15 protein-coding genes are annotated in these 20,903 nt (G+C 66.7%); 4 read left to right on the forward strand and 11 right to left on the reverse strand.

The annotated features are described in order from the left end of the window. Nucleotides 1-136 precede the first annotated feature (136 nt). From zwf to pgl, 3 genes are all read left to right on the forward strand, one after another. Nucleotides 137-1,564 carry a glucose-6-phosphate dehydrogenase gene (zwf, locus tag IEQ11_RS13425; RefSeq protein WP_191822977.1) on the forward strand — a complete coding sequence of 476 codons (1,428 nt, stop codon included), beginning with the start codon at nucleotides 137-139 and terminating at the stop codon, nucleotides 1,562-1,564. Beyond that, a complete protein-coding gene (gene glk, locus IEQ11_RS13430; RefSeq protein ID WP_191822976.1) occupies nucleotides 1,561-2,571 on the forward strand; it encodes a glucokinase in 1,011 nt (336 codons plus the stop codon). The genes zwf and glk overlap by 4 nt, the downstream gene beginning before the upstream one ends. 161 nt (nucleotides 2,572-2,732) lie before the next feature. Beyond that, nucleotides 2,733-3,479 carry a 6-phosphogluconolactonase gene (pgl, locus tag IEQ11_RS13435; RefSeq protein WP_191822975.1) on the forward strand — a complete coding sequence of 249 codons (747 nt, stop codon included), beginning with the start codon at nucleotides 2,733-2,735 and terminating at the stop codon, nucleotides 3,477-3,479. 119 nt (nucleotides 3,480-3,598) lie between these two features. Here pgl and IEQ11_RS13440 read toward each other — a convergent pair whose 3' ends face one another. The 11 genes from IEQ11_RS13440 to IEQ11_RS13490 all read right to left on the reverse strand — a co-directional run bounded on the left by IEQ11_RS13440 (nucleotide 3,599) and on the right by IEQ11_RS13490 (nucleotide 19,179). Further along, nucleotides 3,599-6,784, reverse strand: a complete 3,186-nt coding sequence (locus tag IEQ11_RS13440; RefSeq protein WP_247024543.1) for a discoidin domain-containing protein — start codon at nucleotides 6,782-6,784, stop codon at nucleotides 3,599-3,601. A 153-nt stretch (nucleotides 6,785-6,937) separates the two neighbouring features. After that, nucleotides 6,938-7,774: a carbohydrate ABC transporter permease gene (locus IEQ11_RS13445; protein ID WP_036112987.1), complete on the reverse strand. Its 837-nt coding sequence runs from the start codon at nucleotides 7,772-7,774 to the stop codon at nucleotides 6,938-6,940. After that, nucleotides 7,771-8,649, reverse strand: coding sequence for a carbohydrate ABC transporter permease (locus tag IEQ11_RS13450; protein WP_191822973.1), 879 nt, complete (start codon nucleotides 8,647-8,649; stop codon nucleotides 7,771-7,773). The genes IEQ11_RS13445 and IEQ11_RS13450 overlap by 4 nt, the downstream gene beginning before the upstream one ends. After that, nucleotides 8,646-9,938: a sugar ABC transporter substrate-binding protein gene (locus IEQ11_RS13455; protein WP_228464896.1), complete on the reverse strand. Its 1,293-nt coding sequence runs from the start codon at nucleotides 9,936-9,938 to the stop codon at nucleotides 8,646-8,648. Before IEQ11_RS13455 ends, IEQ11_RS13450 begins: the two co-directional genes overlap by 4 nt. A gap of 184 nt (nucleotides 9,939-10,122) precedes the next feature. After that, nucleotides 10,123-11,793: a glucoamylase family protein gene (locus IEQ11_RS13460; protein WP_046656760.1), complete on the reverse strand. Its 1,671-nt coding sequence runs from the start codon at nucleotides 11,791-11,793 to the stop codon at nucleotides 10,123-10,125. A gap of 123 nt (nucleotides 11,794-11,916) precedes the next feature. Further along, nucleotides 11,917-14,973, reverse strand: a complete 3,057-nt coding sequence (locus IEQ11_RS13465) for a TonB-dependent receptor (RefSeq protein WP_191822971.1) — start codon at nucleotides 14,971-14,973, stop codon at nucleotides 11,917-11,919. Nucleotides 14,974-15,075: 102 nt separating this feature from the next. Beyond that, nucleotides 15,076-16,116: a LacI family DNA-binding transcriptional regulator gene (locus IEQ11_RS13470; RefSeq protein ID WP_247024545.1), complete on the reverse strand. Its 1,041-nt coding sequence runs from the start codon at nucleotides 16,114-16,116 to the stop codon at nucleotides 15,076-15,078. 309 nt (nucleotides 16,117-16,425) lie between these two features. After that, the gene (locus IEQ11_RS13475; protein WP_191822984.1) at nucleotides 16,426-16,710 is read right to left on the reverse strand and encodes a BolA family protein; all 285 of its coding nucleotides are present in this window, start codon (nucleotides 16,708-16,710) and stop codon (nucleotides 16,426-16,428) included. A 2-nt stretch (nucleotides 16,711-16,712) separates the two neighbouring features. Then, entirely contained in the window at nucleotides 16,713-17,012 is a 300-nt protein-coding gene (locus IEQ11_RS13480) for a YciI family protein (RefSeq protein ID WP_036112979.1), read from the reverse strand. 276 nt (nucleotides 17,013-17,288) lie between these two features. Further along, the gene (locus IEQ11_RS13485) at nucleotides 17,289-18,644 is read right to left on the reverse strand and encodes a peptidoglycan-binding domain-containing protein (RefSeq protein WP_052756252.1); all 1,356 of its coding nucleotides are present in this window, start codon (nucleotides 18,642-18,644) and stop codon (nucleotides 17,289-17,291) included. Nucleotides 18,645-18,777: 133 nt separating this feature from the next. Beyond that, complete coding sequence (locus IEQ11_RS13490; protein WP_051547767.1) at nucleotides 18,778-19,179, reverse strand: hypothetical protein; 402 nt, start codon at nucleotides 19,177-19,179, stop codon at nucleotides 18,778-18,780. Nucleotides 19,180-19,927: 748 nt separating this feature from the next. Here IEQ11_RS13490 and IEQ11_RS13495 point away from each other — a divergent pair. Then, nucleotides 19,928-20,878: a segregation and condensation protein A gene (locus IEQ11_RS13495; protein ID WP_191822969.1), complete on the forward strand. Its 951-nt coding sequence runs from the start codon at nucleotides 19,928-19,930 to the stop codon at nucleotides 20,876-20,878. The last annotated feature ends 25 nt before the right edge of the window (nucleotides 20,879-20,903 follow it).

Consider the following 20,903-nt stretch of genomic DNA (forward strand, 5'->3'; position numbering starts at 1 on the left):
CATAACAACGAATACTCGCCCCGACCCCGAGCGGCGATATGCTTGGGGCCCGAGCCGGGAGCCCTTCCCGGCGCACGATCGAACGCAGTTGCCGCGCCCGATCGCTGTTTCCCCCACTTTCAGAGCTCGCGGTTCCATGCACGACACCCTGCTGCTGTTCGGCGCCACCGGCGATCTCTCCCAGCGCTATCTGTTTCCGTCGCTGGTCCATCTGTGGCGCGATCGGCTGCTGCCGGCCGGGTTCCGCATCGTCGCGGTCGGCCGCCAGGAGCTGTCCGACGACGAGTTCCGCGCCTGGCTGCGCGAGCACATGGCCGGCGAGGTCGCCGACGATCCGGCGCTGGTGGAAGACCTGCTGTCCAAGATTGCCTACGTCTCGGTCGATCTGCGCGACGAGACCTCGATCGCCGCGGCGCTGTCGAAATACGCCGACCGCCCGAGCGTGAGCTACCTGGCCACGCCGCCGGACCTGTTCGTGCATTGCGCCAACGGCCTCAAGGCCGCCGGCCTGCTGGAGGGCGAATCGCGCCTGGTGCTGGAAAAACCGATCGGCCGCGATCTGGCCTCGGCGCGCGAGATCAACGCCGCGCTGCGCGCCTGCCTGGACGAATCGCGGATCTTCCGCATCGACCATTACCTGGGCAAGGCGGCGGTGCAGAACCTGCTCGCGCTGCGCCTGGGCAACACCTTGCTCGAAGCGGTGTGGGAACACCGCTGGATCGAATCGGTCGACATCCTGGTCGCCGAAACCGCCGGCGTCGACGGCCGCGAAGGCTATTACGCCGGCTACGGCGCGCTGCGCGACATGGTCCAGAACCACATGCTGCAATTGCTCGCGCTGATCGCGATGGAGCCGCCATCGGTGCTCGACGCCGACAGCATCCGCGACGAGAAGCGCAAGGTGCTGCGCGCGCTGCGGCCGATGAGCCGCGACGACGTCGCCGCCCGCACCGTGCGCGGCCGCTACGGCGCCGGCGTGGTCGAGGGCCGCGCGGTCAAGGGTTTCGTGCACGAATCCACGGTCGAGACCTTCGTCGCGGTGGAAACCTATATCGACAACTGGCGCTGGGCCGGTGTTCCTTTCAGGCTGGTCACCGGCAAGCGCCTGGCCGAACGCGCGACCGAGGTGGTGGTCTCGTTCCGTCCGACCTCGCACTGGCTGTTCGAACGCCCGCGCCGCGGCCGCGAACGCCCCAACCGCCTGCGCATGCGCCTGCAACCCGACGAAACCATCGAGCTGGGCCTGATGGGCAGCCTCGCCGCGCCCGAATGGGGCGCGATGGAGCTCAAGCCGATGTCGCTGGATCTGTCGATGTCGGGCTCGCCGCAGCGGCGCATCGCCTACGAGCGCCTGCTGGTCGACGCGCTGCGCGGCAACCAGACCCTGTTCGTGCGCGACGACGAAGTCGAAGCGGCGTGGCAATGGATCGACAGCATCGAAGGCGCCTGGAGCCAGACCGAGCAACCCGCGCTGGACTACCCGGCCGGCTCCTGGGGCCCGGCCGAGGCCGAACGCTTCCTGCCGCCGACCAATGGCTACAAGTCCGGCGGAGGTTCGGCATGAGCGGCGCGTTGCTGGCCGACATCGGCGGGACCAACGCCCGCTTCGCCCTCGCCTCGTCCGATCCGGCCGTGCCGGCGCTGTTGCCCGACAGCGTGCAGGTTTTCTCGGTCGCCGACTTCCCGTCGCTGGCCGACGCCGCGCGCCATTACCTCGACCGCATCGGCGCCAGCCCGACCGATGCCGTGTTCGCGGTGGCCGGGCGCGTCGATGGCGACGAGGCGCGAATCACCAATCACCCGTGGGTGATCTCGGCCGAACGCACCCGAATCGCTCTGGGGCTCACCCAGCTGCGTTTGGTCAACGACTTCGCCGCGCAGGCGATGGCGGTGTCGCTGCTGCAACCCTCCGACGTGGTGCCGATCGGCGGCGTGCGCTGGAACGGCTGGAGCGGCGACGGCGACCGCACCTACGCGATCATCGGCGCCGGCACCGGCCTGGGCGTGGGCGCGCTGCTGCGCCGCGACGGCCGCTATTACCCGCTGCAGACCGAGGGCGGCCACGTCAGCTTCGCCCCGGGCACGCCGGAAGAAATCGAAGTGCTGCAACGCCTGTCGGGCGAATTCGGCCGGGTCTCCAACGAGCGTCTGCTCAGCGGCAGCGGCCTGGTCAACCTGCATCGCGCGCTGAGCCAGATCGCCGGCGAAGACCCCGGCCCGCTGCAGCCGCAGGACATCACCGCGATGGCGCGCGAGGGCGACGTGCGTTGCCTGCGCGCGATCGACGTGTTCTGCGCGGTATTCGGCGCAGCCGCGGGCGACCTCGTGCTGACCCTCGGCGCCTGGGACGGCGTGTTCCTGCCCGGCGGCCTGGTGCCCAAGCTGATGCCGTGGCTGGCGCATTCGGGCTTCCGCCAGCGTTTCGAACACAAGGGCCGGTTCTCGCCGACCATGGCGCGGGTGCCGACCCTGGCGGTGACCCATGCGCAGCCGGGCCTGCTCGGCGCGGCGGCGCTGGCGGCGCGGCACGCGCCGATGGCGGCGCCTGCGAGCGAGGTCAGCGCGGGTTGAGCGGCGCTGCCGCGCTTCGCCGTTATCGGCGCGGCGCGGTCGCGGCTTGCGCCGCTCCCGCAGGTAGTGGGCGCGGATTCCAGATCGTGATGTGACGCAGGCCGCGACCACCCGGCCGCGCCACGACATGGCCTTAAACAAGCCCGTGCGACGATGGACGGATGCTCGACGACTCCGCCCCCGTCCCGCACGATCCCGCCCTGCCTCAGGCCGCGCCGTATCGCTGGCATGAGCATCGCAGCGTCGACACCTGGGTCTGGGCCAGCGCGGTGGCCATCGCGGCCGAACTGCGGCGCGATCTGGCGCGGCGTTCGCGCGTGCGCCTGCTGCTGTCGGGCGGCACCACTCCGGCGCCGGTCTACCGCGCCCTGTCGCGCGCGCCGCTGGACTGGGCGCGGGTCGATATCGCCCTGGTCGACGAACGCTGGCTGCTGCCCGACGATCGCGACAGCAACGCCTGGCTGGTCCGCCAGTACCTGCTGCGCCACAACGCCGCCGCCGCGCGCTTCGAAGCGCTGACCGCGCCCGGCCGCAGCCTCGAGGAAGCCGTCGCCTTCGCCAATGCGCACGCACGCCAGAGCGCCAGCGCGGCGGTGCTGGGCATGGGCGAGGACGGCCACACCGCATCGCTGTTTCCCGGCCTGCCGGGCCTGGATCGGGTACTGGCGTCGAAACAGCCGTATGTCGCCATCGACGCCACCACCGCGGCCGGCGCCAGGCAATGGAGCAAACGCATCAGCCTGACGCCCGCTGGCTTGGCGTATGCGCAATCGCGGTTCCTGCTGATTCAGGGCAAGGCCAAGCGCGAGGTGTTCCGTCAAGCCATCGCCAGCGGCGAGGTACAGCGCTGGCCGGTACTGATCGGCATGCAGGGCGACGTCGGCCTGGATGTGCATTGGTGCGAGTGATTCGATCGGGCTGTGCGTTCTGCCCAGAGCAACTACCTCGGCTTGTCGATCCGCCTTAGCCCCTCTCCCGCTTGCGGGAGAGGGGTTGGGGTGAGGGCCGCCCACTGCGGCGCACCGCCCTACTCCATCTCCACCACCACCCGCGCCGGCACCTGTTCGATCTTCAACTCGCCGTCCATCCACGCACGTTCGCGCCCATCGACCCGGGTCTTGCCCGGGGCGCGATCGAACGGCCACTTCACCATCACCCCGCCCGGCGGAACTTGCAGACCGGGCGACAACTCCAGCGACACGCGCTTGCCGTCGCGCTTGAATCGATAGCCCAGTTCGCCATACGGCGTGCGCAACTTTTCGACCGACACGCCCTCGCCGTCCAGCCACGCCGCCGGCACGCCGGCCGCGATCACCAGCGCCTGATCGACGTCGCGGGTGTAGGCGAACATGTCCAGCGCCGAGCGCACATAGTCCGACTCGACCCAGGCATGCGGCAGATCGCCGACGAAGAACGGTTTGCGCGGCGTGCGCGACACCACCTCGGCCCATTGGTTCCAGCCGCGCGGTTGCTGATCCTTGAAGAAGAAATCCAGCGCCTCGTGCGCGCGATCGCGCCAGCCCAGGCGGACGAAACTGCCGATCGTGCGCAGTTCGTACGGCGTGTAGTCCTTCCACTCGCGGCGGCCGTCGCGGCGATCGACGAACTCTTTCCAGTAGCGCTCGAAGGTGTTGTTCAACAAGGTGGGCGGCAACAAGCCCTGCTCGCCGCCGGGCGCGAGCGCGATCGTGGTCGAGGTCGCGTCGAAATCGCCGAGTTCGGCCGCGCCGGGAATGTAGTCGATGCGGTGTTGCTGCGTTGCCGATTGGATCGAACGGTATAGATCGTCGCGGAACTGATCGCGCGACGCGGTGTAGGCCTCGGCCGCCTCGTCCTCACCCAACCACTTCGCGATCTCGACCGCGTCCTTGTAACCGCGCAGCGCCCAGAAATTGTCCCAGTACGAATGCATCGGCTTGGCCGAATAGCCCTCGTGACTGATCGAGGCCGGCATCATGCCGTAGAAGGCCGGATTCAAGGCGCGGTTGGCATCGGTGCGCTCGCTCGATCGCAGCTCGTCCATGTAGCGCACCGCGCCCTGCACGTGCGGCCACATCGCCTTGAGCAGTTCGCGATCGCGGGTGTAGCGATAGACCTCGGCGACGGTGAAGATCAGTTCGCCGTGGCTGTCGTTCTCCGGCACCGGATCGCTGCCGCGGTCGTCGACGCAACACGGCACCTTGCCGTTTTCGAACTGATACGGCGCGTACCAGCGCAGGAAATCCTCGGCCACGTCTTCGCGGCCCATGCGCAACAGGCCCTCGCCGATCATCGCGCCGTCGCGGATCCACGCACGCGCATACGAGCGCGTACCCGGCTGCAGACGCGGGCCTTCGCGGCTGATCAGCATATGCGCCAGCCCGGTGCGCAAGGTGTCGACCACGTGCTGTCCGGCCGCCGGCACCCGCAGCTTCACCCGGTCGAGTTTGTCGCGCCACATGCGCGCGGTCGCGGCCTGCCACTTGATCGCGTCGGCGGGATCCAGGCTGGGCAACGACGCGCCCGGATCCTGCGGCAGATAGATGAACACCTCGCGGCTTTCGCCCGCGGCCAGACGCATCGGATACAACATCGCGCCGGACGCCAGGCCATCGGGATCGACCACCTCGCTCTTGGCGTCCGCGACCCGCCCCGAACGCAGACGACCGACCACTTCCCCGCTTTGCAAGCCCGACACCAACGCACCCGCCACCGGCGTCAGCGATTGCACGCCGGGATTGCCGTTGACGGTGGCCAGGCCATTGCCGACGCCGTCGCGAGTTTGGTCGGCGACATCGATGCGCAACCGACGAATACTGCTGACCCCGCCGGTGGTGCTCAGGAACTGGGTCGGCGGATTGACCTGGAACGGCCGCACCGCCAAGGCCAAGGTCAGCGCGCGCGCCTGCTTGCCGGTGTTGCGCACGCGATAGCGCGCGACGATCTGCTCCTGCCCTTCGAATTCGGGCGAGAACGCGGTGACGGTCAGCTTCAGATCGCCGGCATCCCAATGCACGCTCGGGATCGGCAGATAGCCGTCCTGCAGACTCTGGGTGATCGCCACGTCGGCCCAGGTCTTGAGTTCGCGTCTGGACGCGTCTTCAAGCAGCAGCAACGGCTCGACGCTGAAGCCGGCCTTGTAAACCTCGATCGCACCGTCCTCGCCGATCAGTCCCTGTTGCAGGCCGCCGTCGGTGCCGACGATGGTCCAGTACGGCTGCTCGCCGCTGAAACCGCGCGGGTAGTCGCCGCGCGGCGCGCGCTTGGCCAGTTCCTTGACGAAATCGTTGGGCGTGGCCGCGAACGCCAGCGGCTGCACGCTCAACTCGGCCAGGCCGAAACCCAGACCGAGGCCGCGGATCGGCACCACGCGCAGATAGCGCGCTTGCGCTTCAGGCAAGGCGATCAGATCGGTGCCGCCGTCGCCGTGATCGACATGGCCCGCGTTTTCGCGCCACCGCTTGCCGTCATCGGACAGATCGATGCGGTAGTCGGAGGCGAACTCGTCGTCGGCCCATCGCAGCACCACGCCGCCGAACTCGCGCACGCGGCCGAGGTCGAGCGTCAACGCCGGCTCCGGATCGGTTTCGAAACCCGCGCGCCAGGCCGTGGCCGGATCGCCGTCGATCGCATAGTCGGCGCGGCTGCCCTGCGCGGTCGTGGTGGCGACGACGGTTCCGGTCAACGGCGAGCCGTCGTCCTTGGCCAGCGGTTGAAACGTCAATTGATCGAAGCAGACCGAGCCCTTGCCGCCGGCACTGTTGTAGACGGTGAATTCGAGCTTGGCGCTCTTGCGCAGCGCCGGATCGGGCGCCGGCCCCCAGGCGCGGCTGATATGCCGCTGCTTGTAGACCACCGGCGTCCATTGCTTCGGATACTCGTACTTGGGCCGGTTCACCCACCACACGTTGTCGCCGCTGGCGTCGACCAGCTTGAACTGCAGATCGTTGGCCGGCGAATCGCCGCGCATCTGGAACGCGAACTGGTAATTGTCCGGATAGTCCAGCGGCAATTCGCGCTGCAATCCGGCGTAACCGGACACGCCGTTGAAATCGTAGTCCAGGCACAGCGCGCGCCCCTTGCTGCTGTCGACCGGGCGCAGGCTCGCGGTGACCTGGTTGGAGGTCACCACGGTCCACGGCTTGGCCGATTCGAAATCGTCGAGCACCCGCGGTTTCTGCGCGAACGCCGCGCCGCCGCTGGAAAAAAATGCGAGCAACGACAACCAGGCCACCGCCACAACGGACTTCGCTGCAGCGCGCCGCGCCGATCGAGGCGATGCGGCGACGGGATGCGATGCGGCGACAACCCGCGCCACGACCGATGGGTAGCGTTCCGACATCGAGTTCACTCACCTTGTTCGCGCCGCATCATCGCGGCAGACGGTTCAACCCTTGACGCTGCCGACCAGCAGACCTTGCAGGTAGTGGCGTTGCAGCACCAGGAACAGCAACAGCACCGGCACCACGGTGACCACCGAGCCGGCCATCATCATTTCGTTGTCCTGCACGTGCTCGCGCGACAGCGACGCCAACGCGACCGGCAGGGTCTGCAGGTTCTCGTCGCTGAGCACGATCAGCGGCCACATGAAATCGTTCCAGGCGCCCAGAAAACTGAAGATCGCCAGGGTCACCAGGATCGGCCGCAACGCCGGCAGGACGATCTGGAAGAAGATGCGCAACTCGCCGGCGCCATCGATGCGCGGCGCCTCCAGCAGCTCATCGGGAATCGAGCGCGCGTACTGGCGGACCAGGAAAATGCCGAAGATGCCGGCCATGCCCGGCACCACCGCGCCGGCATAGCTGTTGATCAGGCCCATCTGCTTGAGCATCAGGAACAGCGGCATCATCGACACCTGCGCCGGAATCACCAGCGCCGCGAGCAACACACGGAACACCCGCTCGCGCCCGCCGAAATCGAGTTTGGCGAAGGCATAACCGGCCAGGGTGTTGAGCAGCACCGCGATGATCGTGACCAGGGTCGAGATCAGAAAACTGTTGAACAGGTAGCGGCCCATGCCCATGCGCGCGAACAGTTCGTGGTAGTTGTGCAGGGTCGGGCTGGACGACCACAGCGGCGGCGGAAACGCGCTGGCCTCGCCGGGCTGCATCAGCGAGACCGCGAACATCCACAGCAACGGCGCCAGGCTCAGCGCGGCCAGACCGACCAACAGGCCGTTGACGATCGCCTTGGCCAGCCAGGCCGGCATCCCGTCGCGATTCATTCGACCCCCTTGCGGCGCGCGATCCACATCAGGCCGCTGGTCGCCACCGTCATCAACACGAACAGCAGGAACGCCACCGCCGAGGCGTTGCCGAGGTTCCACCACTTGAAGCCTTCCTCGTACATCAGGTACAGCACGCTGACCGTGCTCTGCAGCGGCCCGCCCTGGGTGATGACGTAAGGTTCGGCGAACAACTGGAAATAGCCGGCCAGGGTCAGGATGCTGACCATCAACAGCACCGGCCCGAGGATCGGCAAGGTGATGTAGCGGAACTGCCGGCCGTGACTGGCGCCGTCAATGCGCGCGGCTTCGTACAGGTCTTCCGGGATCGCCTGCAGGCCGGCCAGGAAGATGATCATGTTGTAGCCGAAGTTCTTCCACACCGCGAACAGGATGATGCTCGGCATCGCCCAGTGCGGGTCGCCGAGCCAGTCGATCGGGTCGATCCCGGCCCACGACAGAACCCAGTTCACCAGGCCGTAGCGGGTATGGAACAGATAGCGCCAGATCACCGCGACCGCGACCACCGTGGTCACCACCGGCGCGAAGAACGCGGTGCGGAAGAACGGCTTGAAGTAGCCGAGCTTGGAATGCAGCAGCAAGGCCGCGCCCAGCGACACGCCGATCGACAGCGGCACCCCGACCACGACGAAATACATCGTGTTGCCGAGCGCGCGCCAGAACAGCGGATTGTTGAGCAGGTTGATGTAGTTATCGAAAGCGACGAAGCGCAGGTTGTCGATATGCGCCAAGGCGTAAATATCGAAGTCGGTCAGGCTCAACGCCAGCGCGGCCAGCACCGGCAGGCCGAAGAACAGGCCGATCACGGTCAATGCGGGCGCGGCGAACACCCAGCCGGCGGTGGACGGTTTCATCCGCCCTCCTTGTTGCTCGCGGCCGGCGCGGTCGTGGTCTTGATGGTCTGGTGATCGAGCATCCAGCGGCGCTTTTCGAGAATGCGGTCGGCGCGGCGATCGAGTTCTTCGGCCGCCTGATCCACGCTGACGCGCCCGTTGGCCAGTTGTTCGCCGACCAGTTTGATTTCGGTCGCGATGCGCTCCCACTCCGGCACTTTGGGCGCCGGCCGCGCGCGTTCGAGCTGATCGCGGAACGCGCGCGCGTACACATCATTGGCCAGAGCCGGCGTGGCCCAGGCCGCGCGCCGCGGCGGCAGGTTGCCGGTCAGGCCGTGGAAGCGCACCTGCACCTGCGGCTCGGACAGGTACGAGATCAGTTTCCAGGCCGCGTCCTGGCGCTTGGAACTGCGGAACAGCACGAAGCTCGCGCCGCCGGCGACCGAGGCGCCCAGGCCGTGTTCGCCCGGCAGCGGCATGGTCATCCATGAGGCCTGCTGCTGCGGCGGCAGTCGTTTCTTGAATTCGGCGATGTTCCAGGGGCCGTTGACGTAGAAACTGAAATAGCCGCGGCCGAATTCGTTCCACACATTGGCGATCTGGGTATTGCTGGCCAACGGCGCCCACTTGTTGTCGAAGACTTCGCGATAGAACGTCAGCGCGCGCTTGAACCCGGGGCTGCGAAAATTGCCGTAGCGCCCGTCGTCGCGCAGCAGCGGATCGGGCGACTGGATGCCCAGGTTCAACAGCGGCTCGGCTTCGTTGAGCGGCAGCAGCGCGGCATAGCGGTCGGGCCCGACCTCGCGCTTGATCGCCGCCATCGCGATCTTCCATTCGTCCCAAGTCTGCGGCGGCCGCGCGATACCGGCCTGCTTGAGCAGATCCTGGCGATAGAACGGTAGCCGCGTTTCGACGTACCACGGCACCGCGTACACGGTGCCGCCGATCACGCCGGTGTCCCAGGCGCCGGCGAAATAATCACGGCTTTGCAAACCCGGCGTTTGCGCCAGGCGCGGATCGAGCGGGATCAAGGCATCGAGCAAGGCGAACTCGGACACCCAGGTATTGCCGATCGCGCACACGTCCGGCAAGGCATCGCCGGCGAACGCGGTCAGCAGCTTCTCGTGCGCGGCGGTGATCGGCAGTTGCTGCACTTCCACCCGGATGCCGGGATTGCGCCGCTCGAATTCCGGAATCAGCTGGGTGACGACTTCGCCCTCGTAGCCCATCGCCCAGAACCGCACCAACTCGCGCCCATCGTCGCGCCGCGTGCAACCGCCGAGCAGCACGACCGCGCACACAAGGATCAAACCTCGTACCGCCCCGTAGCCCGCGCCACCACCACGCCCACCACGACCCAGTTCCCCCCTTTGCAAAAGGGCGGCCAGGGGGGATTTGCTCTTGGCCACGACCTCGCGCGAACCCGCGCCCATCAAGCGCCGCCTCAGCGTCCGCACACACCCCAACGCATAAGCCGCCACCACGCTCACGCCGTCATTCCGGCTTCGGCGCATTCTGCTTCACCGGCGCATTGGTGCGCCCGGAGCGCGACTCGGCCTCGCCCAGCGCGCGCGCCGTGGCCGGGTCCATGGTGCCGGCCGGCTTGACCTCCGCCTTGGCCTCGCCCTCGCCCGCCTTCTTGTCCTTGCCGTCCTTGGCGTCCTTGCCCTGCGCATCCACCGGCGTCAGCCAGCCGCCCTTGAACCCCGCGCGCTCCAGGCCGCTGCGGATATAGGGATTGCGCTTCATCACGTTCCAGACGAATTCGTTGCGGTAGTTGCTGATCATCGCCAGGATCGGGCCCTGATCGATGCCGATGTAGTCGCTGGCGACCCAGCCGTGATCGGGCACCAGGCGGCCGGTCTTCAACGGAATGTCGTAGTTGAAACTGGGATTGAACGAATCCAGGAAACCGTAGCTGGAATAGATGTACTCGCCGTAGCGCTCGTGCATCGCCACGGTCGTCGGAATCACGATCTCCGGCGCGAACGGCAGGGACGCGATCGCCGCGGTCGGGGCGATGGTGCCGTCGTCGAAATTCTCGCGCAGGCCGGCGCCGCGCGCCGAATAGTGGCGGAACTGGCGCTGCTCGCCGCGGTAGGTCTGCAAGGTCTGCTGCGGGCCGTCGCTCGCGGTCAGGCCCCACAGCTCCGGGCCGTAGCCCTCCCACTTCATCGGGTTGGCGATCGCATACGCGCGCTGCGCGTACGCGGCGCGGCGGCTGTTCTCGAAATAATCGATGCCGCGCTCGCGGATGTATTCGTCCTGGATGCCGCGGAAATCGATCCAGACATGGCTGTACTGATGGCCGAACAAGGGACCGAAGGCCAGGAATTCCTCGCCCTGGTACACGCCCCACACGTCGTTGTAGGTGCGCGTCCATACCGTCCAGGCTTCCGGCTCGACCGGGTGCGAGGGCGAACCCAGCGCCAGCACGTACAACAGCATGGCCTCGTTGTAGCCCATCCAGTCGTGCTTGATGAAACCGCTCTCGGGAAACCAGCCCATCGAGATCAGCGGCTTGTTCTGCTGCAGCCAGGTCCAGTCCACGCGCTTGTACAGCGTGTCGGCGATGTCGCGGATTTCCTTTTCGCGCGGGTCGTCTCGGTCGTAATACGACTGGGTGAACAGCACGCCCATCATCAACAGGCCGGTGTCCACGCTCGACAGCTCGACCCAGCTGTTGAAGCGCTCGCCCTTCTGCATGTCGAGGAAGTGATAGTAAAAGCCCTTGTACGCGCCCTTGCCGGTCGGCTGCGGGCCGCTGGGCAGATCGCGCAGGAACTTCAAGGTGGTCAAGGTGCGATCGACCGCCTGGGTGCGATTGACCCAGCCGCGCTCGATCCCGATCGGGTACGCGGTCAACGCGAATCCGATCGAGGCGATGCTCGCGAACGGCCGCGACGGGTAGCGGTCGGGGGTCAGGCCGTTTTGTTCGTTGGTGGTGTCCCAGAAGAACTGGAACGTGCGTTTTTCGATGTCGCGGAACAACGGCGGCAGTTCCAGCCGTTCCTGCTTGAGCGGTTCGATCACCACCGGCTCCGGACTGACGATCGGCTGGGTCTGCGACTGCGTCTCGGGTTTCTTGCATGCGGACAAAGCGAGCAGCAACGTGCTCAGAACAGCGAATGAGACTGCACGTGTTGTCGGCTTGGCGCGTTGCATGAAACTCGAAACCCCTGTGTTGTGATTGGAACCCGATGCCGGTGACGCTATCTATGACCGGCGAAGCGGCCCATGGTTCTTTGCCGATGCCGGCCGTCCGCGAACGGACGGCCGGGATGCGGGTTACCAGCTGAAGCCCATCGACAGCTTGAACATGCGGGTCGGCAGGATGATGCCGTCCTGGTGATCGCCGAAATTGGCGTTCGGCGCGTTCAAGCGGCCGGCGAAGGTGTCGTACTGGTTGTAGTTGCGCGCGTTGGTGACGTTGAGCACGTCGCCGCGGATGCGGAACTTGATGCCGGCGCCGGTATCGAACTCCTTGGTCACCGCCAGATCGAGCTGCTTGAAGCCGATGGTCTTATCCGGCTTGAACTGATCGGTGAAGCAGAAATTGTCGTTGGGCCCGGACTGCGAGCAGTTGACGAAGTAGTAACCGGTCGGGCTGGCCAGGGTCATCTTGCCGGAGAAGGTCAGGCCCCAGGGACCATCGTAGATACCGGTTGCGACCAGCCGATTACGCGGCACGCCCTTGGCATCGTGCCAGCCGAACCCGGACAGGTTCGGATGATCGAGCGAGAACGACTCGCCGTTCTCGCGGTTTTCCTCGGCATCGGTGAAGGTGTACGCGAGGGTCACGCCCCAGCCCGATTCGCGCGTGTACGGCTTGTCGATCTTGACCAGCAACGAGTTGGCGCGGGTTTCGATGCCGTTGACGCCCAGGATCAGCGCGCGGCCGAATCCGGGAATGCCGGCGCCGAACGGCGCGCCCCACACCGCGTCGGGCGCCGGATAGAACGAGCCGTCCGGATTGCGATTGCCCAGCAGGAACGCGAAACCGTCCTTGCTGACGATGCGCGACACGCCGATGTCGGTCTGCCATTCGGTCTCGCCGATCATCACCGCGTTGCGCATGCCGATGCTGTACTGATCCGAGTACGGCGTCTTGAGATCGTTGTTGAGCAGGAACACTTCGCGGCCGGTGTTCGGATTGGCCGCGACCAAGGCTTCCAGCGCCTCGCGGCTCAGCAGGCCGGGATTGAAGGCCAGGCAGTCGCCGACGCCCGGCGTGCAGGCATGACCGGGCTGATTGAACCGGAACGAATAGGTCGGGAACGTGCCCTTGGTGGTTTCCAGCTGCAGATTGTTGAAGATGTTGCGGTCGTAGGCGCGACCGGCGCCGCCGTAGATCACATGCCGCTGGTCGGCGTTGAGATCGTAGGAGAAGCCCAGGCGCGGCTGGAACGCGTCCTTGAAGTTGCTGCGTTCGCGGCCGGTGCTGATGTAATCGTTCAGATCGACGCCGCCGCGCGCCAACGTCTGGCGATAGGTCTGCCCGGACGGTGCGCGCGGATCCTGGCTGTTGAGCGCATTGACCACGTCGTTCGGCGTGCGGTAGTCGGTGTAGACGTCGCTGGTCTCGTAATCCCAGCGCACGCCGAGGTTCAAGGTCAGCTTGTCGTTGACCTCCCAGTCGTCCTGGATGTAGATGCCGAACTGCTTGTTGTTCGACTTGACGCTGCCGTCGGCGATCCCCGGCAGACCGGCGCCGAAGCGCACCAGATAGGGCGAGGCCAGATCGCCATTGATGTCGTAGAAGAACTGCGGATTGAACGGGATCTGCTCGGTCGCGCTGATGTCGATCGACTTGTACTTGATGCCGGTCTTGATGGTGTGGCTGCCGTGCCACTGCAGGTCGGTGAAGGTCAGGTCGTCCTGGAACGAATACCCCTTCTGCGCCTTGTCCTGGAAATTCTCGCCCGGCCCGGCGTTGAGCACGCGCTTGTCGCCGGTCGAGTTGATGTCGGCGCGGGTCAGCACATAGCCGTTACCGAACGAATTGGCGCGCGGGTTGTAGCTGCCGTCCTCGTAGGTGATGTGGGCATCGTTGAGCCAGCCGTTGCCGGTGTACTGGTAACGCAGGTCCAGGCGCTTGTCGCTGTTGTCCTTGGCGGTGCCGAACGGAACGGTGCTGATGCCGTCCACGCCGGTGATTTCGGTTTCGTCGCGGTACTTGCCGGTCAGTTCGAAATAATGGTTTTCGCCGAGGGTCAGGTCGACCTTGCCGAAATACAGGTCTTCCTTGAACGGCGCGTTGACGCCGCCGACCAGCGATTGGAACTGCGCCGGCAACTGCGCGGCGGTCACGCCCTCGCCCGGCTTGATCGTGAACGGCGTGTTGTATTCCTTCGCCTCATAGGCGACGAAGAAATGCATCTTGTCCTGGATGATCGGGCCGCCGAAGGAGATGCCGTACTGCTCTTCCTTCGAGTCGGTCTTCTTGCCGGACTTGTCTTCGGCCGGGGTCGGCGAACGCCACTTCTCGGAGGTGTGATCCCAGAAGAAATCGCCGTGGAATTCGTTGGTGCCCGAACGGGTCACCGCGGTGATCGCGGCGCTGCTGAGCTGGTCGAACTCGGCCTTGTAGTTCGAGGTGATGACCTTGTACTCGCCGATCGCCGACTGCGGGAACGGATTGCCGCGGGTGTCGTCCTGGCCGCCGACGCCGCCGGGCAGCACATAGTTCTTCTGGCCCACGCCGTCGATGTAGACGTTGACGCCGTTGGAGCTCTGCGCGCCGCTGCGGATCGAGGTCGAGCCGTTGCCCGATTGCACGAACTGCACGCCCGGCACGGTATCGGCGAAGGCGAGGAAGTTGCGCGTGCCCTGCGGCAGCGATTCGATCTGCTTGTTGGAGATGTAGGTGGCGTTCTCGGAGGTGCGCACTTCGGCCAGCGCCGAGGACGTCACCGTGACCTTGTCCAGATCGGTCGCCTCGCCCGCCGGCGCGGTCTCCGCGACGCCGCCGGTCGACAGGTTCAAGGTCGCCGACTGGCCGACCGCGACGGTGACGTTGCGGGTGTTGCTTTGCCCATCGGCGTTGACGTCGATGCGGTAGGTGCCCGGCGGCAGGCCGGCCAGGGTGTAGTTGCCGTCGGCGGTGGTCTGCACCTTGCGGACCAGGCCGCTGGCGGTGTTGGTGGCGGTCACGCTGGCGTTGGCGGCGGGACCGGCGTTGCCGCTGATCGTGCCGCGAATGGTCGCGGCGGTGCTTTGCGCCAAGGCGACCGGCGCGGCCATCGCCAGGCAGCTGGCGAGCGCGCAGGCCAGCAGGTTGCGGCCGGTGTCGAAGCGCAAGCCGGATCTGGGGCGTTGCGGGGTTTGCGGATTGGTCTGATTCATGAGCGTTCCTCCCTCCAAGGAGCACGTACTGCAAGGTTGCGTGGTGGTGCGGCTGTTCTGGTGTAATCGCTTACACGCGCGACCAAATTTTTTTCGCCGCGATCAGGCACCGCCCCCTCGGCGAACTCCCGACTCGCGCACGATCAATTCCGGCCGCAACGGCTCGCTACGCCGCGGTTCTTCTTGGTTGTGTTGCGATTCCTGCACGCCGGTATCCGCGCTCAGACGCGTCAGCAACAGACGCGCCGCGCGGGCACCGAGCTGGGCGATATTGACCCGCATGGTCGTGAGCGTCGGGTGGACGTAACGGGCCAGCGGGATGTCGTCGAATCCGGCCAGGGCGATATCGTCCGGCACCTTGACCCCGGCCTGCACGAACGAAAACAGACAGCCCAGGGCCATCATGTCGTTGGCCGCGAACAACGCATCGGGCCGTTGCCCGGCGGCGAGCAAGGCCTGTCCGGCGGCATGGCCGGAGGCTTCGTCGAACGCGCCCGGCAGCACCCATTCGGACGCATCCGGCAGCAGACGCGCGAGCGCTTCGCGGTAGCCGCGCAGGCGCTCGTGGGCGTCGAAATTGTCTTCGGGGCCGGCGATGAAGGCGATCCGGCGATGACCGCAGGCGACCAGATGCTCGGTCATGGCCTGGGCGCCGCCGTAATTGTCCACGCTCAGCGACAGCACGTCGGGCGACGCGTCCTGGGTGTTGATCAGCACCACCGGCAGCGCCGAGGCCAGTTCCTCGACGATCGACACCTGCGCGGCGGCGTACGGCGACATCACCAGCAAGCCGTCGACCCGGCCGCGCATCGCGCGCAAGGCGGCGACTTGCTCGTCCGGTCGGCCGTGATAGCTCGACACCAGCAGATGCAGGCGGTGTTCGCGCGCGACCAGATCGACGCCGCGCACCAGTTCGGAAAAGAATTCGCCGTGCAGATCGGGCAGCACCACGCCCAAAGTGTGGGTACGCCGGCTGCTGAGGCTGCGGGCCGCGGCATGCGGCGTGTAGCGCAGGTCGTTGGCGACCGCGAGCACGCGCCGACGCACGTCCTCGGCCACGTTGCCGTGGCCGTTCAAGGTCCGCGATACGGTCGCCACCGACACTTGGGCCGCGCGGGCGACATCTTTGATCGTCACGCTCACCACTGTCCTGGCCGCCCCTCGCGGTTGGAAAGTGGGACGACTGTAAACGTTTTCAAGAACGAGTGTAAAGCGCTTGTTATGTAAAGCGCTTAGGGCGTCCGCGCTGGACCGCGGCGTGCTGCGATGCAGCACGAAGTGCCGTCATGGTGAGCGACGAACACGCCACGCGATAGGCGATGGCATGTCGGTGCGATCAGTCGGTACGCGAACCGTGCACGCATGCCGACACGACGACGATGGTGTCATCGGCCGCGAGCGTGGGATCCGACCGACGTCGCATTCCGCGCACCGCCCTGCCCGATCCACCGCTTACGACCGCGCCGCTTCCTCGGGCGTCTGCGCGCTGATCGACAGCGCGTGGATGTCGGTGGTCATCAACTCGCCGACCGCCGCGTACACCGCGCGATGGCGCGCGATCGGCGCGAGCCCGGCGAACGCCGCGCTGACCACGGCGACGCGGAAATGACCGCGCCCGTCCTGGGCGCCGGCGTGACCGGCATGACGATGGCTTTCGTCTTCGATCTCCAGCGCGGTCGGCGCCAACGCGGCCTCGATCGCCGCGCGGATCGCGGCGACGCGCTGATCGCGCGGCAAGGTCACGGCAGCACCTTGCGGAACGGACGCACCTCGACCCGCTCGTACACGCCGGCGGCGACATACGGATCGGCATCGGCCCAGGCGCGCGCGGCGTCGAGCGATTCGAATTCGGCGACGATCAGACTGCCGCTGAAACCGGCCGGACCCGGGTCTTCGGCATCGATCGCCGGGCACGGGCCGGCGAGCAGCAGACGGCCTTGATCGCGCAGCGCGGTCAGTCGTTCAAGATGCGCCGGGCGCGAAGCGCCGCGCTTGGGCAGCGCGTCGGGGAAGTCGTAGCCTTCGATCAGATACCACATAAGCCCTCTTCGCGAGACGTCGCGCGCGGCGCCGCCCCTGTGAATTCCAGCGATGGCGGCCGCCATCGTCGCCTGCGTCAGGCGCGCTCATGATACATCCGCGTCTACGTGTCGATCCGGACCGGATCGGTCGGCTCGCTGTGTCCACAGCCATGCGAGCGTCGCATGCGCGCTCGCCCGCGACGAAGGCAGACAACCGCGACGCGGCGATCGCAAAACAAACGGCCCGCATCGTCACGATGCGGGCCGTCGATAACACCGACGAGCGACAGCGGCTTACGCCACCATCGATTTCGCCTGCTGCGGCTGCTGCGCCGGCTGCTGGGTCTGCTGCGGCACGTCCTGCTGCAGCTTCTGGGTCGATTGCTCGATCGTCTGCTGGGTCGCCTGCTCTTTATTGACGAAGGCGCGATGGCTGGCCGGGTTGCCCAGTTCGCCCTGCACCGCGAACAGGCCGGTGCCGTTGGCGTTGGGGACGACGTGGTCGATCTTGTTCAGACCGCTCACGCGCGCGTCGTAGGTCAAGGTGGCCGCGGCGCGCTCGAGCGCGGCGTGGTCCTTGAAACCGGCCTGCGGGCCGAGTTTCTCCAGGCCTTCGACCGCCTGCTTGTACATCGCGTTGTTCGGATGCGCGGCGTCCGACAGCAGCGGGCCGCGCACGGCCGGATCGACGTTGCCGACGGTCTTGGGGTCGGCGGTCTTCGGATCGGCATGCGGGTGGGCATGATTCGGCTGCGCGGCCTTGAGCGCCTTGAGCGTGTCCGGACCGGCGATGCCGTCTACGTCGAGCTTGTGGTCGCGCTGGAAGGCTTCGACCGCTTCCTTGGTGTGCTTGCCGAACTTGCCGTCGGTGCCGAGCGCATGGCCCTGCGCATCCTTGTAACCCAGCGCGTTGAGCCGTTCCTGCAGCGCCTTCACCTCCGGACCGTGCTCGTCCTTGCGCAGCACGCCGTCGGCCATCGGCGCGGCGGCCGTGGTCGAACCGGCGCCGCCCGGGCTGTGCACGTTGCGGCCGTTGCCGGAGACGTTGCTGACCTGGGTGTGGCCGGTGGCGTTTTCCTGGTGCGGCGGGCGCTTGTCGGTGGTGATCGCGCCGCTGTCCATGTCGCGCACGTAGCGCTCCATCTGCGGCAGGTAGCTGGTGTTGATGTCGATGTGGACGTGCTTGCCGAACGCGTTCGGGTTGCCGTTGTTGAAGCCGCCCTGGATGCCGAGCGGCTGGCCGTATTCGACGTGCTGCCCGACCTTCAGTTCGGTATTGCGCAGGTCCATGTGGCGGTACTGGGCGATCATCTCGCGGCTGGGATCGTTGGCCGGCTTGTCGTATATCTGGACGATGCCGTCGCTGGGATCGATGCGGCCGATGTAGCCGTTGGCCACCGCCGGCACCTTCACCGCCGAGGAATTGCCGGCCTGCAGCACGAAATCCTTGGACACGTAGTAATCGCCGTCGCGCGAGACGGTCGGGGTGCCGGCGTAGTTGCCGAGCAGCTCTTCGCGCTCGCCGTTGACCGTGCCGTAGACGCGGCCGCGCTCGTTGCCGCGGCTGGGGTGGTGACGCTCGATGTCTTCGTAGTCGTGGACGTGCTGGACGCCGCTGCCGACCGATTCGACGATCTTGTAATTGGGCATCGTACTTCTCCTTGTCGATGAACTTCAGATTTGGGCGCGCATGCCCGCGATGTATTCGAGGCCTGCGTTGCTGCGAACTGCTGTGATCCAGGGATCGGTACGGCCCCGCCTGGGTCGAGCAGGCGGGACGGGATCAGCGCAGCTGCTGGGTGAGTTGCCAGCAGCCTTGCTTGAATTCGAATACGTAGGCTTCGGGCTTGCCCAGGGTCTTGGTCACTTCCTCGTCGGGCGAGAACTCGGCCTTGACGAAATCCACGCGCATGCGGTCGCCGTTGAGCGTGCGGTCCATCTTGACCCGGGCGAACTGGCCGGCGTCCTTGCCCGGTTCGTTGTAGGACCACTGGTTGTCGACCATCGCGATCCGGAACGGGCCGGGCTGCTCGGAACCCAACAACTTGGCCGGGTCCTTGATGTCGCGCACTTCCACGGTCGGCGCGCTGTAGGCCGCGCGCACCGGCGCTTCGTAGACGAACTGCTCGAAGAAGCTGGCGAAGCCGTCCTCGCTCTTGACGCAGGCCTCGGGCGGTAACTGCACGGCCGGAGCCGCGGGCGCGGCGGTCGGCGCGGCGGCGGTGGGCGCGGGCGCCGGAGCGGCGGTCGTTGCAGGCGCCGCGGCGGGCGCGGCCGGCGCTGGCGCGGCGGGTGCTTCTGGTGCAGCCGCTTTACAGGCCGTGAGTGCCAACACCAATACGGCGATGGCGGTCCTTGCTGGTTTCATCGTGCGTCCCCGGTCCCTTATTTACCCCAGACGTCAGTCTAATGCGGTTGCGGACAGATTTGGCCGGCGGCGGCGCCGACTTCGACCGGCCCCTCCCACGGGCCGAACCCGACCGATCGGGGCTGAACACTCGCCCGTTGCGGACAGCCGCGCGGGCCGCGGCATTCATACCGGCGCTGGACACTGCCGCCCCCAGCCCTTACCCTAAACCTCAATTGCCGTCAGGCCGGATGCAGCAAGCCCCGTCGCGACCGGAACCCCACACCGTCGCCACGTCCGCACCCGTACTTCCCCGCACATCATCGGTGCGCCAGTACGCAGTGCATCGCTGCAGAGCACCGGTCCGCGCCCGCAACCCCCTTCAGTCTTACGCCGCCACGCCCCGCGTGTCGGGCAGGCCGGGGCCGTTCGGGCCAAGCACCCGCCTTTTATGAGTGGTCCGTAGCACCCGTAGGGACGCTTCGATCCGGTCTTGCACGACCGGACCGCGTGCGTTCCGATGCGGCCCGGCGCCGCATGCATCGTCGCAACAGCAGTGCCCACGGCCCGGAGGGGCCGGTCTCGAATGACCAACGAATCCGCGCTCGCCGCGACCGAATCCAATGTGGGGCCAAACCCGGGCCCGACCGCGCCTCAGCAGCAGGAAATGCCGCTGGCGGTGGTGCATGGCCAGCCGGTGCTGCAGATCCCACAGGACCTGTACATCCCGCCGGACGCGCTGGAAGTCATCCTGGAAGCCTTCGAAGGCCCGCTCGACCTGCTGCTGTACCTGATCCGCCGGCAGAACCTGGACATCCTCGACATCCCGGTCGCCGAGATCACCAAGCAATACGTCAACTACATCCAGGCCATGCACGAGATGCGTTTCGAGCTGGCCGCCGAATACCTGGTCATGGCCGCGATCCTGGCCGAGATCAAATCGCGCATGCTGCTGCCGCGCGCGCCCAACGAAGAAGGCATCGAGGAAGACCCGCGCGCCGAGCTGGTCCGCCGCCTGCAGGAATACGAGCGCTTCAAGCAGGCCGCCGAGGACATCGACGCCCTGCCCCGTCAGGACCGCGACACCGTGCCGGTGCAGGCCTTCGTGCCGGACCGGGCCTCGGTCAAGCTGCCGCCGCCGGTCGACCTGAAGGAAATGCTGCTGGCCCTGCACGACGTGTTCAAGCGCGCCGAGCTGTACACCCAGCATGCGATCAAGCGCGATGCGCTGAGCGTGCGCCAGCGCATGGGCGAGCTGCTCACCCGCATGAGCGACGGCGTGTTCCACCGGTTCGAATCGCTGTTCACGGCCGAGGAAGGCAAGCTCGGGGTGGTGGTGACGTTCCTGGGCCTGCTGACCCTGGCCAAGGAACAACTGATCGAGATCGTCCAGGAGCTGCCCGACGACGCCCATTCGGGCGCGACCAAGCCGCCGGCGCCGATCTACGTCAAGTCCCTGGCTCTGATGAAGGACCCCGACGAGATCGAACTGAGCAGCGAGTTCGACGACGCCGCCAACGACGACCGCGCCTCGTGATCGCCCGCGCCCGACTGTCCGCACA

Source organism: Lysobacter capsici, from assembly GCF_014779555.2.
Classification (GTDB): domain Bacteria; phylum Pseudomonadota; class Gammaproteobacteria; order Xanthomonadales; family Xanthomonadaceae; genus Lysobacter; species Lysobacter capsici.

Bases quoted from the DNA above. Each gene is read 5' to 3' on its own strand.
- IEQ11_RS13480 (WP_036112979.1), bottom strand. From the start codon at position 17,012: ATGTGGTATCTGATCGAAGGCTACGACTTCCCCGACGCGCTGCCCAAG.
- glk (WP_191822976.1), top strand. From the start codon at position 1,561: ATGAGCGGCGCGTTGCTGGCCGACATCGGCGGGACCAACGCCCGCTTC.
- pgl (WP_191822975.1), top strand. From the start codon at position 2,733: ATGCTCGACGACTCCGCCCCCGTCCCGCACGATCCCGCCCTGCCTCAG.
- zwf (WP_191822977.1), top strand. From the start codon at position 137: ATGCACGACACCCTGCTGCTGTTCGGCGCCACCGGCGATCTCTCCCAG.
- IEQ11_RS13465 (WP_191822971.1), bottom strand. From the start codon at position 14,973: ATGAATCAGACCAATCCGCAAACCCCGCAACGCCCCAGATCCGGCTTG.
- IEQ11_RS13445 (WP_036112987.1), bottom strand. From the start codon at position 7,774: ATGAATCGCGACGGGATGCCGGCCTGGCTGGCCAAGGCGATCGTCAAC.
- IEQ11_RS13460 (WP_046656760.1), bottom strand. From the start codon at position 11,793: ATGCAACGCGCCAAGCCGACAACACGTGCAGTCTCATTCGCTGTTCTG.
- IEQ11_RS13450 (WP_191822973.1), bottom strand. From the start codon at position 8,649: ATGAAACCGTCCACCGCCGGCTGGGTGTTCGCCGCGCCCGCATTGACC.
- IEQ11_RS13495 (WP_191822969.1), top strand. From the start codon at position 19,928: ATGACCAACGAATCCGCGCTCGCCGCGACCGAATCCAATGTGGGGCCA.
- IEQ11_RS13485 (WP_052756252.1), bottom strand. From the start codon at position 18,644: ATGCCCAATTACAAGATCGTCGAATCGGTCGGCAGCGGCGTCCAGCAC.